This is a genomic window from Haloechinothrix alba, from assembly GCF_900188115.1.
In the GTDB taxonomy this organism is placed as follows: Bacteria; Actinomycetota; Actinomycetes; order Mycobacteriales; family Pseudonocardiaceae; genus Haloechinothrix; species Haloechinothrix alba.
Genome location: NZ_FZNW01000009.1, coordinates 180118 through 197943 on the forward strand (window position 1 = coordinate 180118; position 17826 = coordinate 197943).

General features: G+C 70.4%; 20 protein-coding genes. 12 read left to right on the forward strand and 8 right to left on the reverse strand.

Features of this window, described 5'->3' with window-relative positions; genetic code table 11:
• Positions 1 to 8 precede the first annotated feature (8 nt).
• Entirely contained in the window at positions 9 to 776 is a 768-nt protein-coding gene (fabI, locus tag CHB84_RS10760) for an enoyl-ACP reductase FabI (RefSeq protein ID WP_089301402.1), read from the forward strand.
• Between the two features lie 42 nt (positions 777 to 818).
• Positions 819 to 1862, forward strand: coding sequence for a ferrochelatase (locus CHB84_RS10765; protein WP_089301403.1), 1044 nt, complete (start codon positions 819 to 821; stop codon positions 1860 to 1862).
• Here the strand turns inward: CHB84_RS10765 and CHB84_RS10770 are convergent, their stop codons facing one another.
• Positions 1863 to 2495, reverse strand: coding sequence for a TetR/AcrR family transcriptional regulator (locus CHB84_RS10770; protein ID WP_089301404.1), 633 nt, complete (start codon positions 2493 to 2495; stop codon positions 1863 to 1865).
• Between the two features lie 110 nt (positions 2496 to 2605).
• Between CHB84_RS10770 and CHB84_RS10775 the strand changes: the two genes are divergently transcribed.
• On the forward strand, positions 2606 to 3043 hold the full coding sequence (locus tag CHB84_RS10775; protein ID WP_217898514.1) for a hypothetical protein: 438 nt from the start codon (positions 2606 to 2608) through the stop codon (positions 3041 to 3043).
• Positions 3044 to 3086: 43 nt separating this feature from the next.
• On the opposite strand, the gene CHB84_RS10780 is transcribed toward CHB84_RS10775, so the two are convergent.
• From CHB84_RS10780 to CHB84_RS10790, 3 genes are all read right to left on the reverse strand, one after another.
• Positions 3087 to 3908 (reverse strand): hypothetical protein, encoded by an 822-nt coding sequence (locus tag CHB84_RS10780; protein ID WP_089301445.1) that lies wholly within the window; start codon positions 3906 to 3908, stop codon positions 3087 to 3089.
• Between the two features lie 87 nt (positions 3909 to 3995).
• Positions 3996 to 5180, reverse strand: coding sequence for a S8 family serine peptidase (locus CHB84_RS10785; protein ID WP_089301446.1), 1185 nt, complete (start codon positions 5178 to 5180; stop codon positions 3996 to 3998).
• A 71-nt stretch (positions 5181 to 5251) separates the two neighbouring features.
• On the reverse strand, positions 5252 to 6574 hold the full coding sequence (locus CHB84_RS10790) for a cytochrome P450 (RefSeq protein WP_089301405.1): 1323 nt from the start codon (positions 6572 to 6574) through the stop codon (positions 5252 to 5254).
• 177 nt (positions 6575 to 6751) lie between these two features.
• On the opposite strand from CHB84_RS10790, the gene CHB84_RS10795 reads away from it, so the two are divergent.
• The 5 genes from CHB84_RS10795 (at position 6752) to mshC (ending at position 10658) form a co-directional block, all read left to right on the forward strand.
• Complete coding sequence (locus CHB84_RS10795; protein WP_089301406.1) at positions 6752 to 7375, forward strand: TetR/AcrR family transcriptional regulator; 624 nt, start codon at positions 6752 to 6754, stop codon at positions 7373 to 7375.
• A 600-nt stretch (positions 7376 to 7975) separates the two neighbouring features.
• Complete coding sequence (locus CHB84_RS10800; RefSeq protein WP_245818671.1) at positions 7976 to 8323, forward strand: AbrB/MazE/SpoVT family DNA-binding domain-containing protein; 348 nt, start codon at positions 7976 to 7978, stop codon at positions 8321 to 8323.
• Positions 8320 to 8706 (forward strand): type II toxin-antitoxin system VapC family toxin, encoded by a 387-nt coding sequence (locus CHB84_RS10805; protein ID WP_089301407.1) that lies wholly within the window; start codon positions 8320 to 8322, stop codon positions 8704 to 8706. The genes CHB84_RS10800 and CHB84_RS10805 overlap by 4 nt, the downstream gene beginning before the upstream one ends.
• Positions 8707 to 8947: 241 nt before the next feature.
• On the forward strand, positions 8948 to 9103 hold the full coding sequence (locus tag CHB84_RS22885) for a hypothetical protein (RefSeq protein WP_176439902.1): 156 nt from the start codon (positions 8948 to 8950) through the stop codon (positions 9101 to 9103).
• Between the two features lie 310 nt (positions 9104 to 9413).
• Complete coding sequence (gene mshC, locus CHB84_RS10810) at positions 9414 to 10658, forward strand: cysteine--1-D-myo-inosityl 2-amino-2-deoxy-alpha-D-glucopyranoside ligase (RefSeq protein WP_089301408.1); 1245 nt, start codon at positions 9414 to 9416, stop codon at positions 10656 to 10658.
• Positions 10659 to 10709: 51 nt separating this feature from the next.
• Here the strand turns inward: mshC and CHB84_RS10815 are convergent, their stop codons facing one another.
• Positions 10710 to 11531: a PAC2 family protein gene (locus CHB84_RS10815; protein ID WP_089301448.1), complete on the reverse strand. Its 822-nt coding sequence runs from the start codon at positions 11529 to 11531 to the stop codon at positions 10710 to 10712.
• 115 nt (positions 11532 to 11646) lie between these two features.
• On the opposite strand from CHB84_RS10815, the gene CHB84_RS10820 reads away from it, so the two are divergent.
• From CHB84_RS10820 to hisG, 3 genes are all read left to right on the forward strand, one after another.
• Positions 11647 to 12345, forward strand: coding sequence for an HAD family hydrolase (locus tag CHB84_RS10820; RefSeq protein WP_089301409.1), 699 nt, complete (start codon positions 11647 to 11649; stop codon positions 12343 to 12345).
• A 92-nt stretch (positions 12346 to 12437) separates the two neighbouring features.
• On the forward strand, positions 12438 to 12701 hold the full coding sequence (locus tag CHB84_RS10825) for a phosphoribosyl-ATP diphosphatase (protein ID WP_089301449.1): 264 nt from the start codon (positions 12438 to 12440) through the stop codon (positions 12699 to 12701).
• Positions 12702 to 12788: 87 nt separating this feature from the next.
• Positions 12789 to 13643 (forward strand): ATP phosphoribosyltransferase, encoded by an 855-nt coding sequence (gene hisG, locus CHB84_RS10830; RefSeq protein ID WP_089301410.1) that lies wholly within the window; start codon positions 12789 to 12791, stop codon positions 13641 to 13643.
• 58 nt (positions 13644 to 13701) lie between these two features.
• Here the strand turns inward: hisG and CHB84_RS10835 are convergent, their stop codons facing one another.
• The 3 genes from CHB84_RS10835 to CHB84_RS10845 form a co-directional block, all read right to left on the reverse strand.
• On the reverse strand, positions 13702 to 14643 hold the full coding sequence (locus CHB84_RS10835) for a ParA family protein (protein WP_089301411.1): 942 nt from the start codon (positions 14641 to 14643) through the stop codon (positions 13702 to 13704).
• Positions 14644 to 14752: 109 nt separating this feature from the next.
• A complete protein-coding gene (locus CHB84_RS10840) occupies positions 14753 to 15538 on the reverse strand; it encodes a thioesterase family protein (RefSeq protein ID WP_089301412.1) in 786 nt (261 codons plus the stop codon).
• A 9-nt stretch (positions 15539 to 15547) separates the two neighbouring features.
• Positions 15548 to 16420, reverse strand: coding sequence for a RecB family exonuclease (locus tag CHB84_RS10845; RefSeq protein ID WP_089301413.1), 873 nt, complete (start codon positions 16418 to 16420; stop codon positions 15548 to 15550).
• Between the two features lie 132 nt (positions 16421 to 16552).
• Between CHB84_RS10845 and CHB84_RS10850 the strand changes: the two genes are divergently transcribed.
• The gene (locus tag CHB84_RS10850) at positions 16553 to 17692 is read left to right on the forward strand and encodes a site-2 protease family protein (RefSeq protein ID WP_425432297.1); all 1140 of its coding nucleotides are present in this window, start codon (positions 16553 to 16555) and stop codon (positions 17690 to 17692) included.
• The last annotated feature ends 134 nt before the right edge of the window (positions 17693 to 17826 follow it).

The window sequence follows — 17826 nt, forward strand, 5'->3', positions numbered from 1 at the left end:
GAGGAAGCGTGCCAGGACTTCTCGACGGCAAGCGACTGCTGATCACCGGTGTGATCACCAACGCATCGATCGCGTACCACGTGGCCCAGGTGGCGCAGGAGCAGGGTGCACAGGTCGTGCTGACCGGGTTCGGTCGACTGTCCCTGGTGGAGCGGGTGGCCAAGCGGCTTCCGGAGCCGGCGCCGGTGGTCGAGCTGGACGTGCAGAACCAGGAGCACCTGGACAGTCTCGCCGAACGGGTGGGCGAGCACGTCGACGGTCTGGACGGGGTGTTGCACTCGATCGGGTTCGCCCCGCCGTCCTGTCTGGGAGCCCCGTTCACCGAGGCGCCGTGGTCGGATGTGGCCACCGCGATGGAAGTCTCGGCGTACTCCTTCGCCTCACTGGCCGTGGCGACCCGGCCGCTGCTGTCCGAGGGGGCCTCGGTCGTGGGAATGGACTTCGACGCGCGCGTCGCCTGGCCCGCGTACAACTGGATGGGGGTGTCCAAGGCCACGCTGGAGGCGGTGAACCGGTACCTTGCGCGCGACCTCGGCGCGCACGGCATCCGCGTGAACCTGGTATCGGCGGGGCCGGTCAAGACCATGGCCGCCCGCTCCATCCCCGGGTTCGAGGAGCTGGAGAACGGCTGGGACGGTCGCGCTCCGCTGGGGTGGGACACGACCGACCCCACACCGGTGGCCAAGTCGGTCTGTGCGGTGCTGTCCGACTGGCTTCCCGTCACGACCGGCTCGATGATCATGGCCGATGGTGGGGTGCACGCGACCGGGCAGTGAGCCCGCGCCACGCAGCCGGAGAGGACGAGGGACACGAGCGCGGTGAGCTACGACGCGATGCTGTGGCTGTCGTTCGGTGGCCCGGAGGGGCCGCAGGACGTCATGCCGTTCCTGGAGAACGTCACCCGCGGCAGGGGCGTGCCGCGCGAGCGCCTGGCCGAGGTCGCCGAGCACTACCACCATTTCGGCGGGGTGTCGCCGATCAACGAGCTCAACCGCAAGGCCATCGCCGCGGTGGAGGCCGAGCTCCGCGCGCAAGGCGTCGACATGCCCGTCTACTTCGGCAATCGCAACTGGACACCGTACGTCGAGGACGCGGTGCGCCGGATGGCGGCCGACGGGGTCGGCCGGGCGCTGGTCTTCCCCACGAGCGCCTACGGCGGTTACTCGGCGTGCCGGCAGTACGACGAGGACATCGCTCGTGCGCGTGAGGTTATGGGGGATGGGGCTCCCGATCTCGTCAAGCTCCGGCACTTCTTCGACCACCCCCTGTTCGTGGAGTGCTTCGCCGATGCAGTGCGGGTGGCGTGGATGCGGCTGCCCGAGCACGAGCGCGGCGCGGCGCGCCTGGTGTTCACCGCGCACTCGATCCCGGACTCGGCCGACCGGGCTGCCGGGCCACCGCAGGACGGTGGTCGCCTGTACTCGCGGCAGGTCGCCGAGGCAGCCCGGTTGGTCGCGCGGCAGTGCGGTGTGGCCGACTACGACGTGGTATGGCAGTCCCGCTCGGGACCGGCACACGTGCCGTGGCTGGAACCGGACATCGTCGACCACATCGACACCCTGCACGGCGCCGGCGCCACGGCGGTCGTGGTCTGCCCGGTCGGGTTCGTGTCCGACCACCTCGAGGTGGAGTGGGACCTGGACAACGAGGCCGCCGAGCACGCGGGGGAGCTCGGTATGGCGTTCGCGCGGGCGCTGACTCCGAGCGGGGACGCGCGGTTCGCGCGGATGGTGGTCGAGCTGGTGCGGGAGCATCTCGGTGGCGCCCCCGCGCGGAAGCTCTCCGACTTCCCGCGGGCAGGCTGCACGCTCAACGGCGCGCCCTGCGCGGCCGGGTGCTGCGAGCCGGCAGGCGCGCCGTAGTCAGCCTCCACCTCCGGCCATGAACCAGGCCGCGGCGGCCCTCATGAGGCACTCGTAGCGCTCCTCGGCATCGATGGCCCCTTCGTACCCGACGATCTCGAGGCTCACCGCGCCGTGCGAGGCCGCCCACAGCACCCTGGCGATGTGCATGGGATCGGCCGGGGCGAACACCCCGGCACCGATGCACTCCTCGACCGCGCCGGCCAGCGCGTGTAGCGGCCGGAGGCTCGCGGCATAGGCCTGTGCCGATGGCTCGAAGCCGGGGATCGCCCGCTGGAACATGACGGCGTAGTACGCGCGGTTGCTCAACGCGTTGGCGCGGTAGGCCTGCCCCATGCCGGTGAGCCTGGCGAGCGGGTCGGGCTCGTGCACACTCCGCACGGCGCGGTCGAGCCGGTCGAAACCTTCCAGCCACAGCTGCTCGGCGATGCCGGACTTGCCGCCGAAGATGGTGTACAGCACCGTGGTCGAGCACCCCAGCTCGGTCGCGATACGCCGCATGGTCAGGGCACCGGGCCCGTGCCGCTCCAGAAGTTCGCTCGCGGTGTCGAGCGCGGCGGTGCGCCGGGCCGCGCGCCCGTGCGCCCTGGCCGTGTCGTAGGGGGTGGAGCCGGGTGCCGGTTCGGAGTCCATGGAAGCTCGCTCCGCTTTGCTGTAACGCTGTTCTATAACAGTAACGATGTTACTGTAGATCGGAGTCGCGGTGCACGGGGGCACCGCCCGAGCGAGTCAGGAGAACCATCATGTCCACATCGTCACGCAGGCTCGCGGCGATCCTGCTGATCGTCCTGCCGACAGTGGTGTTCGGCGGCGCCAGCATCCTCCGGTTGCTGATCGACGACCCGGCCTACGCGGCCAACCCCTTGCGGCAGGACCTGTGGCGCGCGGGCCACGCGCACGCCGGCATCCTGCTCCTGCTGTCGCTTGTCGTGCTGCGGTACGTGGACGAGACCGCGCTGGGACGCCGTGCCCGCTGGTTCGCCAAGCATGCCACGCCCCTCTCTGCGATCCTGCTGCCAGCCGGGTTCTTCCTGTCCGTGCTCTCCCCGGAGGCGACCGAGCCGAACGCGTTGATCAACCTGGCCTACCTCGGGGCCGTCGTGCTGACGGCGGGCCTGCTGACCGTGGGTTTCGGCCTGCTGCGCGAGCCGGCGGCCGTGCCGTCCGTGCCATCCCGGTGACCGGCGCACGGCGCGCGCCTGCCCGGTCGCCAGCGCCGGGCGGCTATCGCCTGCGGTCGGCGTAGCCCGCGAACAGCCGCACCGCCTCGGACACCGCGGCGCACCGGGCCTCGCGCACGGCTGCCGCGAGCGGGCGCAGGGCTTCGGAGCGGCTGCGTGCCGCGCTCGCCGACTGCGCGCCGCCGGGCTCGTCGTCCGTCGCGGCCGCGAGGATCGTGTCCACCTCATCCGCGCGCTGCAGGACACGGAGCGCCTGCGCGGGCATGTCGTCCGGCCACGGCGGTTGCGGCGAGGCCACGAGGCGCCGACGTACGGAGTCGTGCGCGCCGGGGTGTGCGCGGGCGACGTCGAGGGCGTCGAGTTCGTCGGCGCTCGAGCGAACCGCGTCACGCAGCTCGCGCTCGGCCTCGGAGATCCCGGACGTGACGCTGTCACCACTGCCTGCTGCGGTGTACGCCGTCCACCTGAGCGAACCGTCGTCGGCCTGCTCCGGCACGAGGCCGATGCCGATCTCGTCGAAGACCACGGCCTCGCCGCGAGCCAGTGCTGCCCGCGAGAACGGGCCCGGACCGCCCAGTCCACGAACATCGCCTGCCTCCGGAAGCAGGAGTGCGGCGCGGGTGAGTCCGTGCCTGCGTAGGGCGGCGAGCAGGTGCGCGGGCGCGACACCCGCGGCCGGATCGGCCGCCGGGTCTGCCACCGGCACTACGGCGAGGTCGAACGTTTCGGCGGCTCCGTCGTCGGCGGCCAGCACCCTGTGCCGCTGCGTCCAGTACAGCAGCGCGTCGAGCACATCGTCGGAGGCGGCGCGCTGGGTGAGCCACGCCGACGACCAGACGGCGAGTGTTGCAGAGGGACAGCACACGACCGTCAAGGATACGGGACAGGCCGCGCGCCGGTGTACCGTGCCGGGCCCGCGTGGACCCTGCCCCGGCACCTGCCCGGGGCGGGCTCAGGGTGCCTGCACGATCCCGGACCCCACATCGGTCGACGGCAGTGGCAACCGGCGTGCCGACTGGCTCAACCGGGCCCGGAGCTCCCAGTCCCGCGCGCCGGTGTCCTCGGCGATCAGCGCGGCCACCCCGGCGACGTGTGGCGTGGCCATGCTCGTGCCGCTGATGGTGTTGACGCGTTCGGGCATCGGCCAGCTGGAGTGGATGTCCACACCGGGCGCGACGGCGTCGACCTGGCCGACATCGCCGACCGTGCCGGAGGAGAAGTCGGCGATGTCGAGCTCCCGGTCGACCGCGCCGATGGCCATGATGGTGGGGCTGTTGGCCGGATGGCCGACCGGCGCGACCACGCCACTGTCGCGGCGGCTCTCGTTGCCCGCGGCCGCGATGACGAGCGTTCCCCGGTTCATCGCGCGAACCGCGGCCTCCTCGAAGGCACGGGAGTACGGTTCGCCCGGCTCGGCAGGGGAGCCGAGCGACATCGACACGACCGCGCATCCGTGCTGCACGGCCCACGAGATCCCCGTGAGGATCGAACCGTCCGTGCCCGCCCCCTGGCTGTCGAGCACCTTGCCGGAGTAGATCTCGGACCCGTGGGCGACGCCGTAACCGGGACCTTCGGCAGGCTCGCGGGGCCCGCAGGCCGAGCCGATCACGTGCGTGCCGTGACCGTGCGCGTCACCGGCGTCCTCCTCCTCGACGAAGGAGTTTCGTTCGACCGTGCGGCCGGAGTAGTCGGGATGTTCGGCGTCGAACCCGGTGTCCAGGATCGCCACCCGCACGCCTGCGCCGGTAGCCGTGCTGCCGGGCGCCCGCACCGCGCGCAGTCCCCAGGTGAGGGTCTCCTCGGTGGGCGGTACCGGCTGCGCGGGCGCCGGCGAGTCGATCGCGTGGACGATGCGTTCGGGCTCGCAGGAGGCGATCGGCCCGGGCCGGCCGATGGCGTCGTACAACGCGCGAACCTGGTCGGGGTCGGCGCGAACGACACAGAGGTCGAGGTCGTTGAGCAGCAGACCGTCGGCCCCGGCCAGCAGGCGAGCCATGCCCGCTGTGCCGCTGTCGGCCGTGTTGACCGTGCGGATCCCGGCCGACTCGCGCAGCACGCGCGCCCCGGCATCGGCAGCACCCTCGGCGAGGAGCACGAGGTACCGGCCGGTGTGCCTGGCGCTCGTGTGCCGTGTCATGACCATCACCACCCGTGTCGCCGATCATGGACCTCCATGCTCGCGCAACGCGATCGCGTTGTCACGCGATGTCAGCGCGGGGTGGCGACGATGCGCGCTCCGCCGGCCGGGACGAGTGTGATGTGCCGGGGGCGGACGCGCTCGGGACGGGCGCGTGCCGGGGTGATGTGATAGCTGGTGAGCACGGCGCGGAGTATCTCGACGGCCTCCATCAGCGCGAACCCTGCGCCCAGGCAGCGCCGCACCCCACCGCCGAACGGCAACCAGGTGCTTGTGGTTGGGTTCTGACCGACGAACCGCTCCGGCCGGAACACGTCCGGAAGGTCGTGGTTGCCCGCGTCGCCGTGTACGACACCGATCGACGGCATGATCGTGGTGCGCGCGGGAATGTGGTAGCCGCCGACCTCGACGGGCTCGGTCGTCGTCCGCGCGACCTCGGAGATCACCGGGTGCAGGCGCATCGACTCCTTGGTCACGGCTTCCAGGTAACCGTCGTCGCCCTCGTCCGCTGCCCTGGTCGCCGCTGCGTGTGCGCTCGGTCCGCGCGCGAGTTCGTGGAACGCCCAGGCGAGTGCGGTGGCCGTGGTCTCGTGGCCGGCGAGCAACAGGGTGACGAGCTGGTCGCGCAGCTCGGCGTCGGTGAGGGCGTCACCGTCGACCTCCACAGCGAGCAGCCGGGACAGCACGTCCTGGCGGGATGCGAGGTCCGCGGCCGAGCGGCGTTCGGTGATCTCGGCATGCAGCAGCTCATCGACCTGGTCGAGCGCTTGCCGGCCGCGCCGCCACCTGCCGAACCGTTGCAGCGTGGGGCTGTGCCAGCCGAACACATCGAGCGCGCCGATGTCGATGACGCCGCGGAGCGCCCCGCGCAGCGCGCTGAGGCGGGTGCCGTCGCCGAACCCGAAGACCACCCGCAGGATCACCTCGAGTGTGAGGCGCTGCATGCTCTCGTGTGCCGGGAAAGGCGTACCCCGCGGCCACCGCGCGATCTCCTCGGCGGCGAGCTCGGCTGTCATGCTGCGGTAGCTCCGGAGCGCGGCGCCGTGGAACGGGGGCATGAGCAGCTTGCGGATGCGCCGGTGCTCGTCCTCGTCCGTGGTCAGGACGGAATGCTCACCCATGACGGGCTTGAGGATGTGGTTGCCCTCGCCCGCGTGGAACGTCGTGGCGGGGCCGCTGAACACCGCGCGGATGTCCTCCGGGTCGGCCAGGCTGACCGCGGTGCGTTCGAGGAAGAGTTTGATCCGCACGACGGGGCCGTAGTGCCGGTGCAGTGCGGGGAGCAGCCGGTGACGCTGGGTGCCGAACAGCACGGTCTGGACCGGCATCGGGGCACGCGGCCCTGGCGGTGCGGGCAGTGCGCGGGGCGTGCTGTCCTGGACTGCTGCGGTCATCGCGGCCCTCCTCGCTACTGGATCGTGACTGCCGTCATATACCCTCGACTTATACACCCGTATAAATCCGTTGTCGAGCCGGGTCATCGGATCGGCCCGTGGGCGCCGGTGCGGTCGTGACGCCGCACCGGCGCCGGATACCCCGGAAGGTGCGGATGTGCGGGATACGCTGGCGGGGTGGGACATCGCGAAGACCTGCTCGCGGCCGCGCGGAGGCTGCTCGAGGACAAGGGATACGCACATATCACGGCACGTGATCTGGTGGCGGCATCCGACACGAACCTGGCCTCCATCGGGTATCACTTCGGCTCCAAGGCGGGTCTGCTCAACGCAGCGATCGAGGAGGCGCTCGACGAGTGGACCGAGCAGCTCGCCGACATCGCGATGAGCGCGACGGATGCCACGCCCGTGGAGCGCGCGCACATCACCTGGGTGGCCTTGCTGGAGAACCTGGACAGCAAGCGCGCACTGTTCGTGTCGTTCATGGAGGCCGTTGCCCAGGCCGACAGGTCCCCCGAGCTGCGGGAGCAGTTCGCCAAGCGGTACCAGCACGTGCGTGGCCGCGTTGCCGAGCTGGTGGCCACCTCGATGGCAGAGCGGCTGAGCGCGGACGACCCCCGGGCCGCGGCGATCGCCAGCTTCGTCATCGCCACCTGTGACGGCCTAGCCCTGCAGTGGTTGCTCGACCCCGGTGAGGTCCCGTCCGCCGAGCAGCTTCGCTCCGGCCTGGACCTCGTGTGGTCGATGTCCGGCGGCTACGGCCGGGGTCCGGGCGAGCAGGCCGAGCCGGGCTCCGAATAGCAGCGGTTCAGGATCCTCGGCTATGCGCGTTCGGCCTGATGGGCGGTGAGTTTGGGGCGTCGGGTGTCGGCAGACGACCGCTTCTCGACACTCCGTCGGTGGCCCCTGCCACCGTTGCAGCATGAGCGACCACCAGATCACCGTGCTTGCCGTCGATGACGAAGCTGGGGATGCCCTGTAGCGATGCCGTCGTGTCAGACCATCCGGCTTCCGGTGTCGTCGCGGGTCCCGTGCAGCAAGGAGCCGAACGAGGGTGTGCGGGTCGTCGCGCGGGCCGTCATGGGCGGCCTGCGCGGCCGATCATTGGTGCAGCTCCGTTTCGCGGCGGGAGCAGTGCCGCAGTCGGATAATGCGCCATCCGGTCGCCACGTAACCCGCGTTGCGGCAGTACACGTTTCGGGTCGCGGCCGTCGTCGAGGCCACCTACCTGATCACTCATGTCAGAACGGTAGCGGGCCACCGACACTTATCACTGAGTGACACAGGCGACTTTCACCCTGTCGCCGGACCGATCGGCACACCTAGCGGTCGCCATTGAAATGCGCCGAACTTCTCGACGATCTGGCATGAAGGTCATGTATCGCCGGGTAGGATGATGATATGACGAGCACTGAGGATCATTCGGCACGGGGGGACGTGTCTGTCGCACGGGACGGCCGCGTGACACTGCCGGCGCAGGTTCGCCGTGCCGCCGGGATCGGGCCCGGCACTTCGCTGGTGTGTTACGTCGACCGCGGGCGCGTAGTGCTTGAAGACCGGGCGCATCTGCTCACGCGCCTCCAGGACGAGGCGATCGCCGCCAAGCACGCGGCCGGCCACACCGGCAGCGCCGTCGACGAACTCATCGCCGAACGCCACGCCGAGGCCGCCCGCGAGGACTTCAGCTCCAACGCCACCGTGACCGAGGCCCCCGCGCCCGGCGACGCCCACCGGACGGAGACGGCGTGACCGCAGTACTCGACGCCAGCGCGGTACTGGCCCTGATCTACCGCGAACCCGGCCATGACACCGTCGCCGACCACCTGGGCAACGCAGTGATCAGTGCCGTCAACTACAGCGAAGTGCTGACCAAGCTGATCGCGTTCGACCACCCCTCGCCACGAGCCGCGGTCGACGGGCTCTGCGATCTCGGTGTGGACGTGCACCCGTTCACCACCAACGCCGCAGCGACGGCTGCCGGTCTCTGGCCAACGACGCGCAGCGCTGGACTGTCGCTCGGCGACCGAGCCTGCCTGGCCACTGCCGCCGACGTTCCCGACGGGGTCGCCCTCACCGCCGATCAGGCCTGGGGCAAGCTCGCGCTGGACGTGCACGTGCAGCTCATCCGGTAAAGCACCCTGGCCACCCTGACGGGTGGCGAACTCGGCAACGCGGCGTGCGGGGAATGCGCCGGATCCGTCCGTGGAGCTGGAGCGGGTCGTGGCCAAAGCCAGGGGCCGGCAAGGCCCGGCCTATCGGGCGATCGCCGACGGGTAGCTCCGGTGGCGGCCGACGGGTGCGACCGGTGTTCCGGTCTCGTCGGGTGCGTGGGTCGAAGGGGGTCTGAGGGTCAACCTGAATACCGTGTTCGGTTTGCGGTGTCGGGATGGCTCAACGCTGATGGTGCTGCCCTGTGTCAAGGACACGGAGCTCACCAACGATGCTGCCGAGGTGGTGCTGCGTCTGCTCGACGCCTACCTCCAGGCTGAGGCTGCACGGTACGTGACGCACTGGGCGGCGGCCGCATAACGGTCGACCGCGGCGCCCTCGACCTTGGGGCGCCGCGGTAGTCGTTAACTTCACGGCGTTGAGCACCAGGCCGAGCGCGGGGTTGGTCGTCCACGCCTTCCCGATAGATCTGGCGCAATTCCCCATGCGAGTCGAATCAGAACTCGCGGGCCGACCGGTGGCGGGATTCGGTGGTGTTGAGCTGGGCGTCCAGGGCCCGCTGATAGCTGTCGTCATCTAGATCCTGTACCGCTGTTACTCACACCCCGAGCCGGGGGCGTGAGGCGTACCGGCGATCGGGCCCGCGCTGCTCGGACATACCCTGGAGGCCATGGAGTCTTGGTCGCCGCTCGCGGTTCCCCGGGTGCCTGGCACACCCCGGCCGCTGCGCCTGTACGACACCGCGACGCAGTCGCTGAAGCCGGTAGCGCCGGGACAGACCGCGCGCATGTACGTCTGCGGCATCACGCCCTACGATGCGACCCACCTGGGGCACGCCGCGACCTACCTGGCATTCGACCTGGTGTACCGGCTGTGGCTGGACGCCGGTCATGACGTGCGGTATGTACAGAACGTCACCGACATCGACGACCCTCTGCTCGAACGGGCCGAGCGCGACCAGGACGACTGGGTGGTGCTGGCGATGCGGGAGACCGCCCTGTTCCGGGAGGACATGGAGTTCCTGCGGGTGCTGCCGCCCACCGAGTTCATCGGTGCGGTGGAGACCATCCCGGAGATCATCGAGATGGTGCGCAAGCTGCTCGCCTGCGGCGCCGCCTACCGTGCCGACGACCCCGACTACCCGGACGTGTACTTCCCGCACAACGCCACCGGCCGGTTCGGCTACGAGTCCAACTACGACGTCGAGACCATGAACGCGCTGTTCGCCGAGCGCGGGGGCGACCCCGAACGAGCAGGCAAACGACACCCGCTGGACGCGCTGTTGTGGCGGATGGCCCGGCCCGGTGAACCGTCCTGGGAGTCCGAGCTGGGGGCCGGCCGTCCCGGCTGGCACGTCGAGTGCAGCGCCATCGCGCTGAACCGGCTCGGGCTGGGCTTCGACGTCCAGGGCGGGGGATCGGACCTGGCGTTCCCGCACCACGAGTACAGCGCCGCGCACGCCGAGGCCCTCGCCGGGGACGAGCCGTTCGCCCGGCTGTACGCGCACGCGGGCATGATCGGGCTCAACGGGCAGAAGATGTCCAAATCGCGTGGCAACCTGGAGTTCGTCTCCCGGCTGCGGGCGGACGGCGCCGACCCGGCCGCGCTCCGGCTTGCCCTGCTGTCCGGTCATTACCACGCAGACCGCCAGTGGTCGGGCGAGCTGCTGGAGGAAGCGGGGCAACGGCTCGGCGCGTGGCGGGACGCGGCCACGCGGTCCAGCGCTCCCGCCGCCGAGGACACCATCGCCCGGATGCGCGATCATCTCGCCGACGACCTGGACACGCCGCGCGCGCTCGCCGCGGTCGACTCCTGGGCGCGAGAGGCGAGTACCGGACGGGGCGACGACCGGGAGGCCCCCGGCGTGATGGCCGACGCGATCGACGCCCTGCTCGGCATCGACGTGCGAAGCTGAATGACGCTTTCAGTCCACCCGGCGGACTGAAGCGTCATTCAGCATTCCGCATCAGGTGTTCTGGCCCGGGCCGGGACGCCTCCTGCGCAGGTATCGCTGAAAGTCGGCAGCGAGCTGCTCGCCGCTGGTCTCCTCGAGGCCGCGCTGCTCGTCGCCACGTTCCTCAAGGGAGCGGACGTACTCGCTGACCTCCTCATCGTCCTCTGCGAGCTCGGAGACGGTGCGCTGCCACTCCTCGGCCTGCTCGGGCAGCGTGCCCATGGGGATCTCGACGTCGACCACGTCCTCCAGCGTGCGCAGCAGCGCCAGTGTGGCCTTCGGGCACGGTGGATGCGACACGTAGTGCGGCACAGCCGCCCACAACGACACGGCGGGTATCCCGGCTTGCACACAGGCGTCGTGGAACACCCCGGTGATGCCGGTCGGGCCCTGGTACTTGCTGCGGTCGATGTTGCTGCGGTCCAGGGCAGCGGTCTCGTGCGCCGAACCGGTGACCGGAATGGGCCGGGTGTGGGCCGTGTCGGCGAGCAGTGCTCCGAGCGTCACCACCTTCGCGACGCCGAACTGCTCGGCGCGCTCGAGCAGGTCCGTACAGAAGGCGCGCCACCGGAAGTTGGGCTCCGGCCCCTTGACGAAGACGACCTGCTGGTCGAGCCCTTCCGGGCTGCTCGTGGACAGGGTCGTGGTCGCCCATTCGAGGCTGCGGCTCACGCCGTCGACGACGTTGACCGTCGGGCGAGTCACCTGGAAGTCGTAGTAGTCGTCCGGGTTGAGCTCGCCGACGGAGGTCGCGTCCCAGGACAGCTGCAGGTGCTCCACAGCCGTGCTGGCCGCGTCGCCGGCGTCGTTCCAGCCCTCGAACGCCACGATCATGATCGGCGCCGTGTTCGTGTCGCTGTCGAGCCGCGTGTGCTCGCTCCGCTCTTGTTCGGTCACTTCCCCAGCCTAAGACCCAACGGCCAATCGAGGAGACCGTAGGCTGGACGGCATGTCTGGAAGCCCCCCAGTACCCGCCGCCGGCAGCAGGCTTCCCGCCGCGGTGTTGTGGGACATGGACGGAACGCTGATCGACTCGGAACCCCTCTGGGACAGGGCGCTGTACGAGAGCGCCGAGCGACTCGGTGGCCGGTTGAGCCCGCGGACGCGTGCGCGCATGGTCGGCAAGAACGCCGATGTCACGCTCGACCTGCTGCTCGACGAAGTCGGGCTACCGCGGGACACCGAGACGCTCGCCGATGCGGACAGCTGGCTGACCAAGCGCATGTCGGAGCTGTTCCGTACGGACCTGCGGTGGCGCGACGGCGCGGCGCAGGCGCTGCGGCTGGTGCGCGGCACCGGTGTGCCCACGGCCCTCGTCACGTCCACGGCACGCGAGCTCACCGAGCTCGCGCTCGAGACTGTCGGCAGGGACTGGTTCGACGCGATCGTCTGCGGGGACGAGGTGGACGAGCGGAACAAACCCGACCCCGAGCCGTACCGGCGGGCGGCTCGCCTGCTCGGCGTCGACCCGGGGGAGTGCCTCGCCGTCGAGGACTCGCCGACCGGGGTCTCCTCGGCCGAGGGTGCCGGATGCGTGGTCCTGGTCGTGCCCAGCGATCTCGAGGTTGCTGAGGGGCCGCGCCGCAGGGTGCTCGGTTCGCTGGCCGCGCTGGACGAGGCGGCGCTGACCGGTACGTTCCCGCGGTGACGGCGCGGACCGGACGGTACCGCGGTGTGATCCGGACAGCAGCAGAGCGGGGCGGATCGGCGGATACGGCGTCCGGGTGCGAGGATCGTCACGTGAAGACCTTCGACGAACTGTTCGCCGAGCTGAGCCACAAGGCGACCACGCGCCCCGCGGACTCCGGGACGGTGGTCGCGCTCGACGCGGGCGTGCACGCGCAGGGCAAGAAGGTACTCGAAGAGGCGGGCGAGGTGTGGCTCGCGGCCGAGCACGAACCCGACGAGCGGCTCGCCGAGGAGATCTCGCAGCTGCTGTACCGGGTACAGGTGCTCATGCTCGGCAGGGGTCTGCGCGCCGAGGACGTCTACCGGTACCTGTGACCGCGATCGCGTGCGCGGCGCGCCGGGTGTGCCAGAGGGGTCCGCAGTCCATGCTTCGTGTAGCGGCAGACAAGGAAAGGTAGCACCATGCTTCGTGTAGCCGTGCCGAACAAGGGCACGCTGTCCGGGCCCGCATCCGAGATGCTCGCCGAGGCGGGGTACCGGCAACGCCATGAAGCGCGCGACCTCATCCTGATCGATCCGGTCAATGAGGTGGAGTTCTTCTTCCTGCGCCCCAAGGACATCCCGATCTACGTGGGGTCCGGCGAGCTCGACCTGGGGATCACGGGCAGGGACCTCGCCCTGGACTCGGGTGCTCCGGTCGAGGACCGGCTCGGTCTCGGGTTCGGCGGGTCGACCTTCCGGTACGCGGCCCCTGCCGACCGCGAATGGACCATCGGTGACCTCGAGGGCAAGCGGGTGGCCACCTCGTACCCGCGCCTTGTGCAGGACGATCTCGCAGGCCACGGCGTCGAGGCCGAGGTGATCCGGTTGGACGGCGCTGTGGAGATCTCCATCCAGCTCGGCGTGGCCGACGCGATCGGGGATGTGGTCGGTTCCGGCCGTACCCTGCGACAGAACAACCTCGTCGCCTTCGGCGAGCCGATCTGCCAGTCCGAGGCCGTGCTCATCCAGCGCGCAGCCAGCACGGGATCGGACAACGAGAAGTGGAAGGCTCAGCTGACGGCCCGCCTGCAAGGCGTGGTGTTCGCCCAGCAGTACATGATGATCGACTACGACTGCCCTCGCTCGCTGCTGGACGCGGCCGTCGACCTCACACCGGGCCTCGAGTCGCCGACCGTGGCCCCGCTCGCCGAAGACGGCTGGGTGGCGGTGCGCGCGATGGTCGCGCGCAAGGAGGTCAACCACACCATGGACGCCCTCGCCGAGCTGGGAGCCAAGGCCGTACTGGCCTCCGACATCCGTTCCTGCCGGCTGTAGCGGGCGGCGCGGGGGAGAGACGTCGCCGTCGGCTCGGGGCGATCCGCCGGAGTGGCGCTCAGCGCGACCGGCGCCGCGGCATGAGGTCGTACAGCCCGCTGCGCGCACCGGTGTCCCTGCGGCTGCGGGTTCCGGAGATATCGCTGATGAAGTCCTCGAAGACGAACTCCTCGGTACCATCCGCGGCCGGCTTCGACCCCTGCGCGGACGTCTGCTGGGCACGACGCCCTTCGAGAACCTGGGCGATCTGGTGAAACGCGGATGTCTGGACGCAGTGCGGCGCGAACGTGGTGATCGGTATCCCGCGCTGGGCTGCCTCGTTGATCACCACTCCCATCGGGATGTGCGGCAGCACCGGGAGACCCGTGGCATGTAACTCACGCAACGCGGCGTCGGCGTAGGCCGACATCGGCCTGCGGTACAGCCCTGGTACGAGCCCGTAGTAGGTGATGGGATCGCGGTTGATCAGCTGCTCGAGATAGTTCACCTGCTCGTGGAGCAACCGCAGTGCGCGGATACTCGTCCGGTCCGGCTGGACGGGAACGAGCACGCCGTGCGTCGCGGCGAGCGCGTTGTTGGTCAGCAGGTCGAGCGCCGGCGGGCAGTCGATGATCACGTGATCGTAGTTGCCGAACTGGATCACCCGAGCCAGCTGCCATCCCGGCACCCGGAACTGGTCGAGCCTGCGCACCAGATCGAACATGCCTGGGGCGGTCGGCACGACATCCAGGCAACCACCCGGGGCGACGGAGCACCGCGGATGACGCACGGCCAGCTCCTCGACGGAGCCCTTCCACATCTTGCTCAGCGCCAGCGGCAGGCTCGGCTGCCCCGGCTGTGCCTCCGGCAGGCCCAGGAACTCGGTGGTGGCGTGACCCTGCGGATCGAGGTCGACCAGCAGGGTTCGCTTGCCCTGCTCGGCGAGCGCGGCGGAGACGCCGACACTCAGGGCCGTCTTACCGACCCCACCCTTCTGATTGATCACGGAGGTGATCTGCATGGCCAATGTCGTAGCTCCTGTGTCCCATCACGGCCCGAGGAGGGCCTGCCCGAGCGGAGCGGACTCCCGCACGGTAATCGGTCACGCCGGTGTTCGCGACCGCGACGCGCTACCCCGGCTTCCTGCGCCGCACGAGCAGCGCCTGCGCACCGGTCGCCACCTGCCCGAGCCGGTCGTGCAGGACGCTGGTGGCCGTGCCGACACCACGGGGGCCGATGACGGTGTTGGCGTCGATGCCGACCCACTCGTCCACCGGTTCCCGCTGCACGTGCACGGTCAGCTCGGTGTTGATGAACAGCCAGTCCTCGATGCCGAGAGGGCTGGACAACCCGTTCCCGGAGTCGGCGACGGTCATGAGGCGCTGCAAGGGGCTCGGCCGTTCACCGGAGACGAGATCGACGCGCTGACGCACCCACGCGCACGCCGGTCCTGGCTCGCCGAACGCCCCGTGCACGAGGTACCAGTCCATGGCGTCGAGGTAGCCGGGCCGCCATTCCGGCGGGCGGGTGGCAGGGGCAGCGTGCGAGACAGCGGGTAACGCGCCCGCGCTGCCGGTGACGCGGTCGCCGGTGTCCGAGCTCGCGATACGCCAGGCCGTTGCGGTCGCCACCAGACGCCCGTCGGCCGAGAGCTCACCGCGCAGCTGCTCGACGGAGCGTCCCGGCCGCTCGACCCGCGCCGAGACCGCCACCTCCGTCACCGGGACCGGTCCGAGAATGTCCACTGTGACGCGGGCGATCAGGCTTTCCCTGTCACCGGGTAGCGCCTCGAGCGCGCGCACGAGCAGCGCCGACGGCGGGCCGAGGTGCTGGGCGTCCGGGAACCACGGGCCCGCGGTGTGGGGCGTCGACGTGAAAACGCCGTCTCCCGCGGCTTCGTAGAAAGCGTCCACCACAACACGCTCCTAATCGGATCGGTCCAGCACGGTCTCGGTCGCGCCGAGGGAGCTGGGCCAGCCCGGATACTCCGGTGGGGACCCGCCGTAGGCCGGGCAGATCGGCTTGTGATCACACCAGTCGCACAGCTTGCTGGGGTTGGGGCGGAAATCGCCGGACTCGCCCGCGCGCAGGATCGCTTGCCAGATCGCGTCCAGCGTCCGTTCGAACTTGCGTAGCTCGGCCTCGTCCGGGGTGTAGGTCAGCTGCTGCGCATCGGAGAGGTAGAGCAATTTCAGCTGGCGAGGCACCACGCCCCGCAACCGCCACAGCACGACCGCGTAGAACTTCATCTGGAACAGCGCCTTGGCCTCGCCGACCTCGCGCGGCGCGGAGCCGGTCTTGTAGTCGACCACCCGGATATCGCCCGCGGGGGCGACATCGAGCCGGTCAACGTACCCGCGCAGCCGCAACCCGGAGGTCAGCTCCGTCTCCAGGTAGAGCTCGCAGGCCTCGGGACGCAGCGTGCTGGGGTCCTCGAGCTGGAAGTAGGCGTCGAGCAGGCGCTGTGCGGACGCGAGCCACTCGGGCCGCGTCGGGGCGTCGTCGCCGTCGAACGCCTCCTGCCACTCGGGGTGCTCGGCGTAGAGCTCGGTCCAGGCGGGCTCGAGCAGCGCGCTCGCCGCGGCCGGGTCCCGCTCCTCGGGCGGGTGGGCGTAGAGGCGCTCGAGGACGGTGTGTACGAGGATGCCGCGAACCTGTGCGCGGCTGGGGGACTCGGGGAGCTTGTCGATCACGCGCAAGCGGTACAGCAGGGGGCACTGCTTGAAGTCACTGGCCCTTGACGGTGACAGCGCTGGTTGGCGTCGCGGTTCGGCGTCGGCAGGGGCACTCTGACTCATACCGAGCACCCTATGCCAGATGACCGACAAGGGGGTGGACCGCGCGGCGGCAGCGGGGTGGCCGTGTCGCGTGCGTCCGCTGCGAACATCGCATCACTGCTGACACACACCGCACCGATTATCGTGCTCGGTGTGTCATCGACCGGAGAGGACAGGGCGAGCGGGCCACGTTCGGTGAACCTGACGCGCGGCGGCGTGCTGCTGTGCAAGGTCCGGGGGGTGCCCGTATTGCTCGCCCCCTCGTGGTGGCTCGGCGCGTTCGTGCTCGTCGTGCTGTACGCGCCGCTGGTGAGCAGGGTGCTGCCCGGTGCAGGGGCGGTGGTGTCCTGGGCCGTCGCGACGGCGTTCGCCCTGCTGCTCGGTGCGTCGGTGCTCGCGCACGAGCTGGGACACACCCTCGTGGCGCTGCGCATGGGGCTCCCCGTGCGCCGTGTGCGACTCTTCCTGCTCGGCGGGCTCTCCGAGATCGCGCGCATGCCGCGGCAACCCCGGCAGGAAGGGCTGGTCGCGGTGGCGGGCCCCGTGGTGTCCCTTGTGCTGGCCGCGGCGTTCGCCGGAGTCCTGCTGACGGTACCGGCAGGCGGCGCCGTGTGGCTGCTCGTCGCGCAGTGCGCGGTCGCCAACGGGCTCGTGGGCGTGTTCAACCTGTTGCCGGGACTTCCGCTCGACGGGGGACGCATCCTCCGCGCGGGCGTGTGGTCGGTCACGGGGGCCCGCTCGACGGGAACCCGTGCCGCGGCCGTCGGGGGCGGCGTGATCGCGGCCGGGTTGTTCGTCTGGGCGTTGCACGGCATCGCCGTGGACAGCCCGGATCGCTGGCTCCGGCTGGCGCTCGGCCTGCTGGTCGGCTGGTTCGTGCTGGCAGGAGCGCGGGCGGCGTTGGGAGCCGAGCGGCGCAGGCGGGATCGCACCGAGCTGGACGTGGCTCGACTGATGCGACCGGTGCTGCAGCTGTCCGCGGAGAGCCCCGTTGCCGATGCCCTGGCTGCTGGTGCCGGTCGAGGGGTCGTTCTGGTACGCGTCGACGGCATCGCCGCCGGCCTGCTCGATGCGCACGCCGCACGGGAACTGGCTGCCAGGTCGCCACAGGCGCCCGCGGTGCAGGCAGCGGAGCCGGTGCGCCCCGAAATGATCGTGCTGGCCTCCGAGCCGGGAGACGAGATCGCCGAACGTGTGCGCGACACTCCCGCGTGGCAGTTCCTGGTCATCGACGACGAGGGCCGTCCGGCCGGTGTGCTGCACAGGCAGGACGTGCACGGTGCGGCTGAATGACGCTTTCACGCCACACACGGGACTGAAAGCGTCATTCAGGGGACTCCTCAGGTTTGTGTGGGGAGTGTGATGGTGATGCCTCCGGCGCAGAGGTAGATCATGGCGATGAGGGCGGTGGGGCTGTGGTGGCCGTA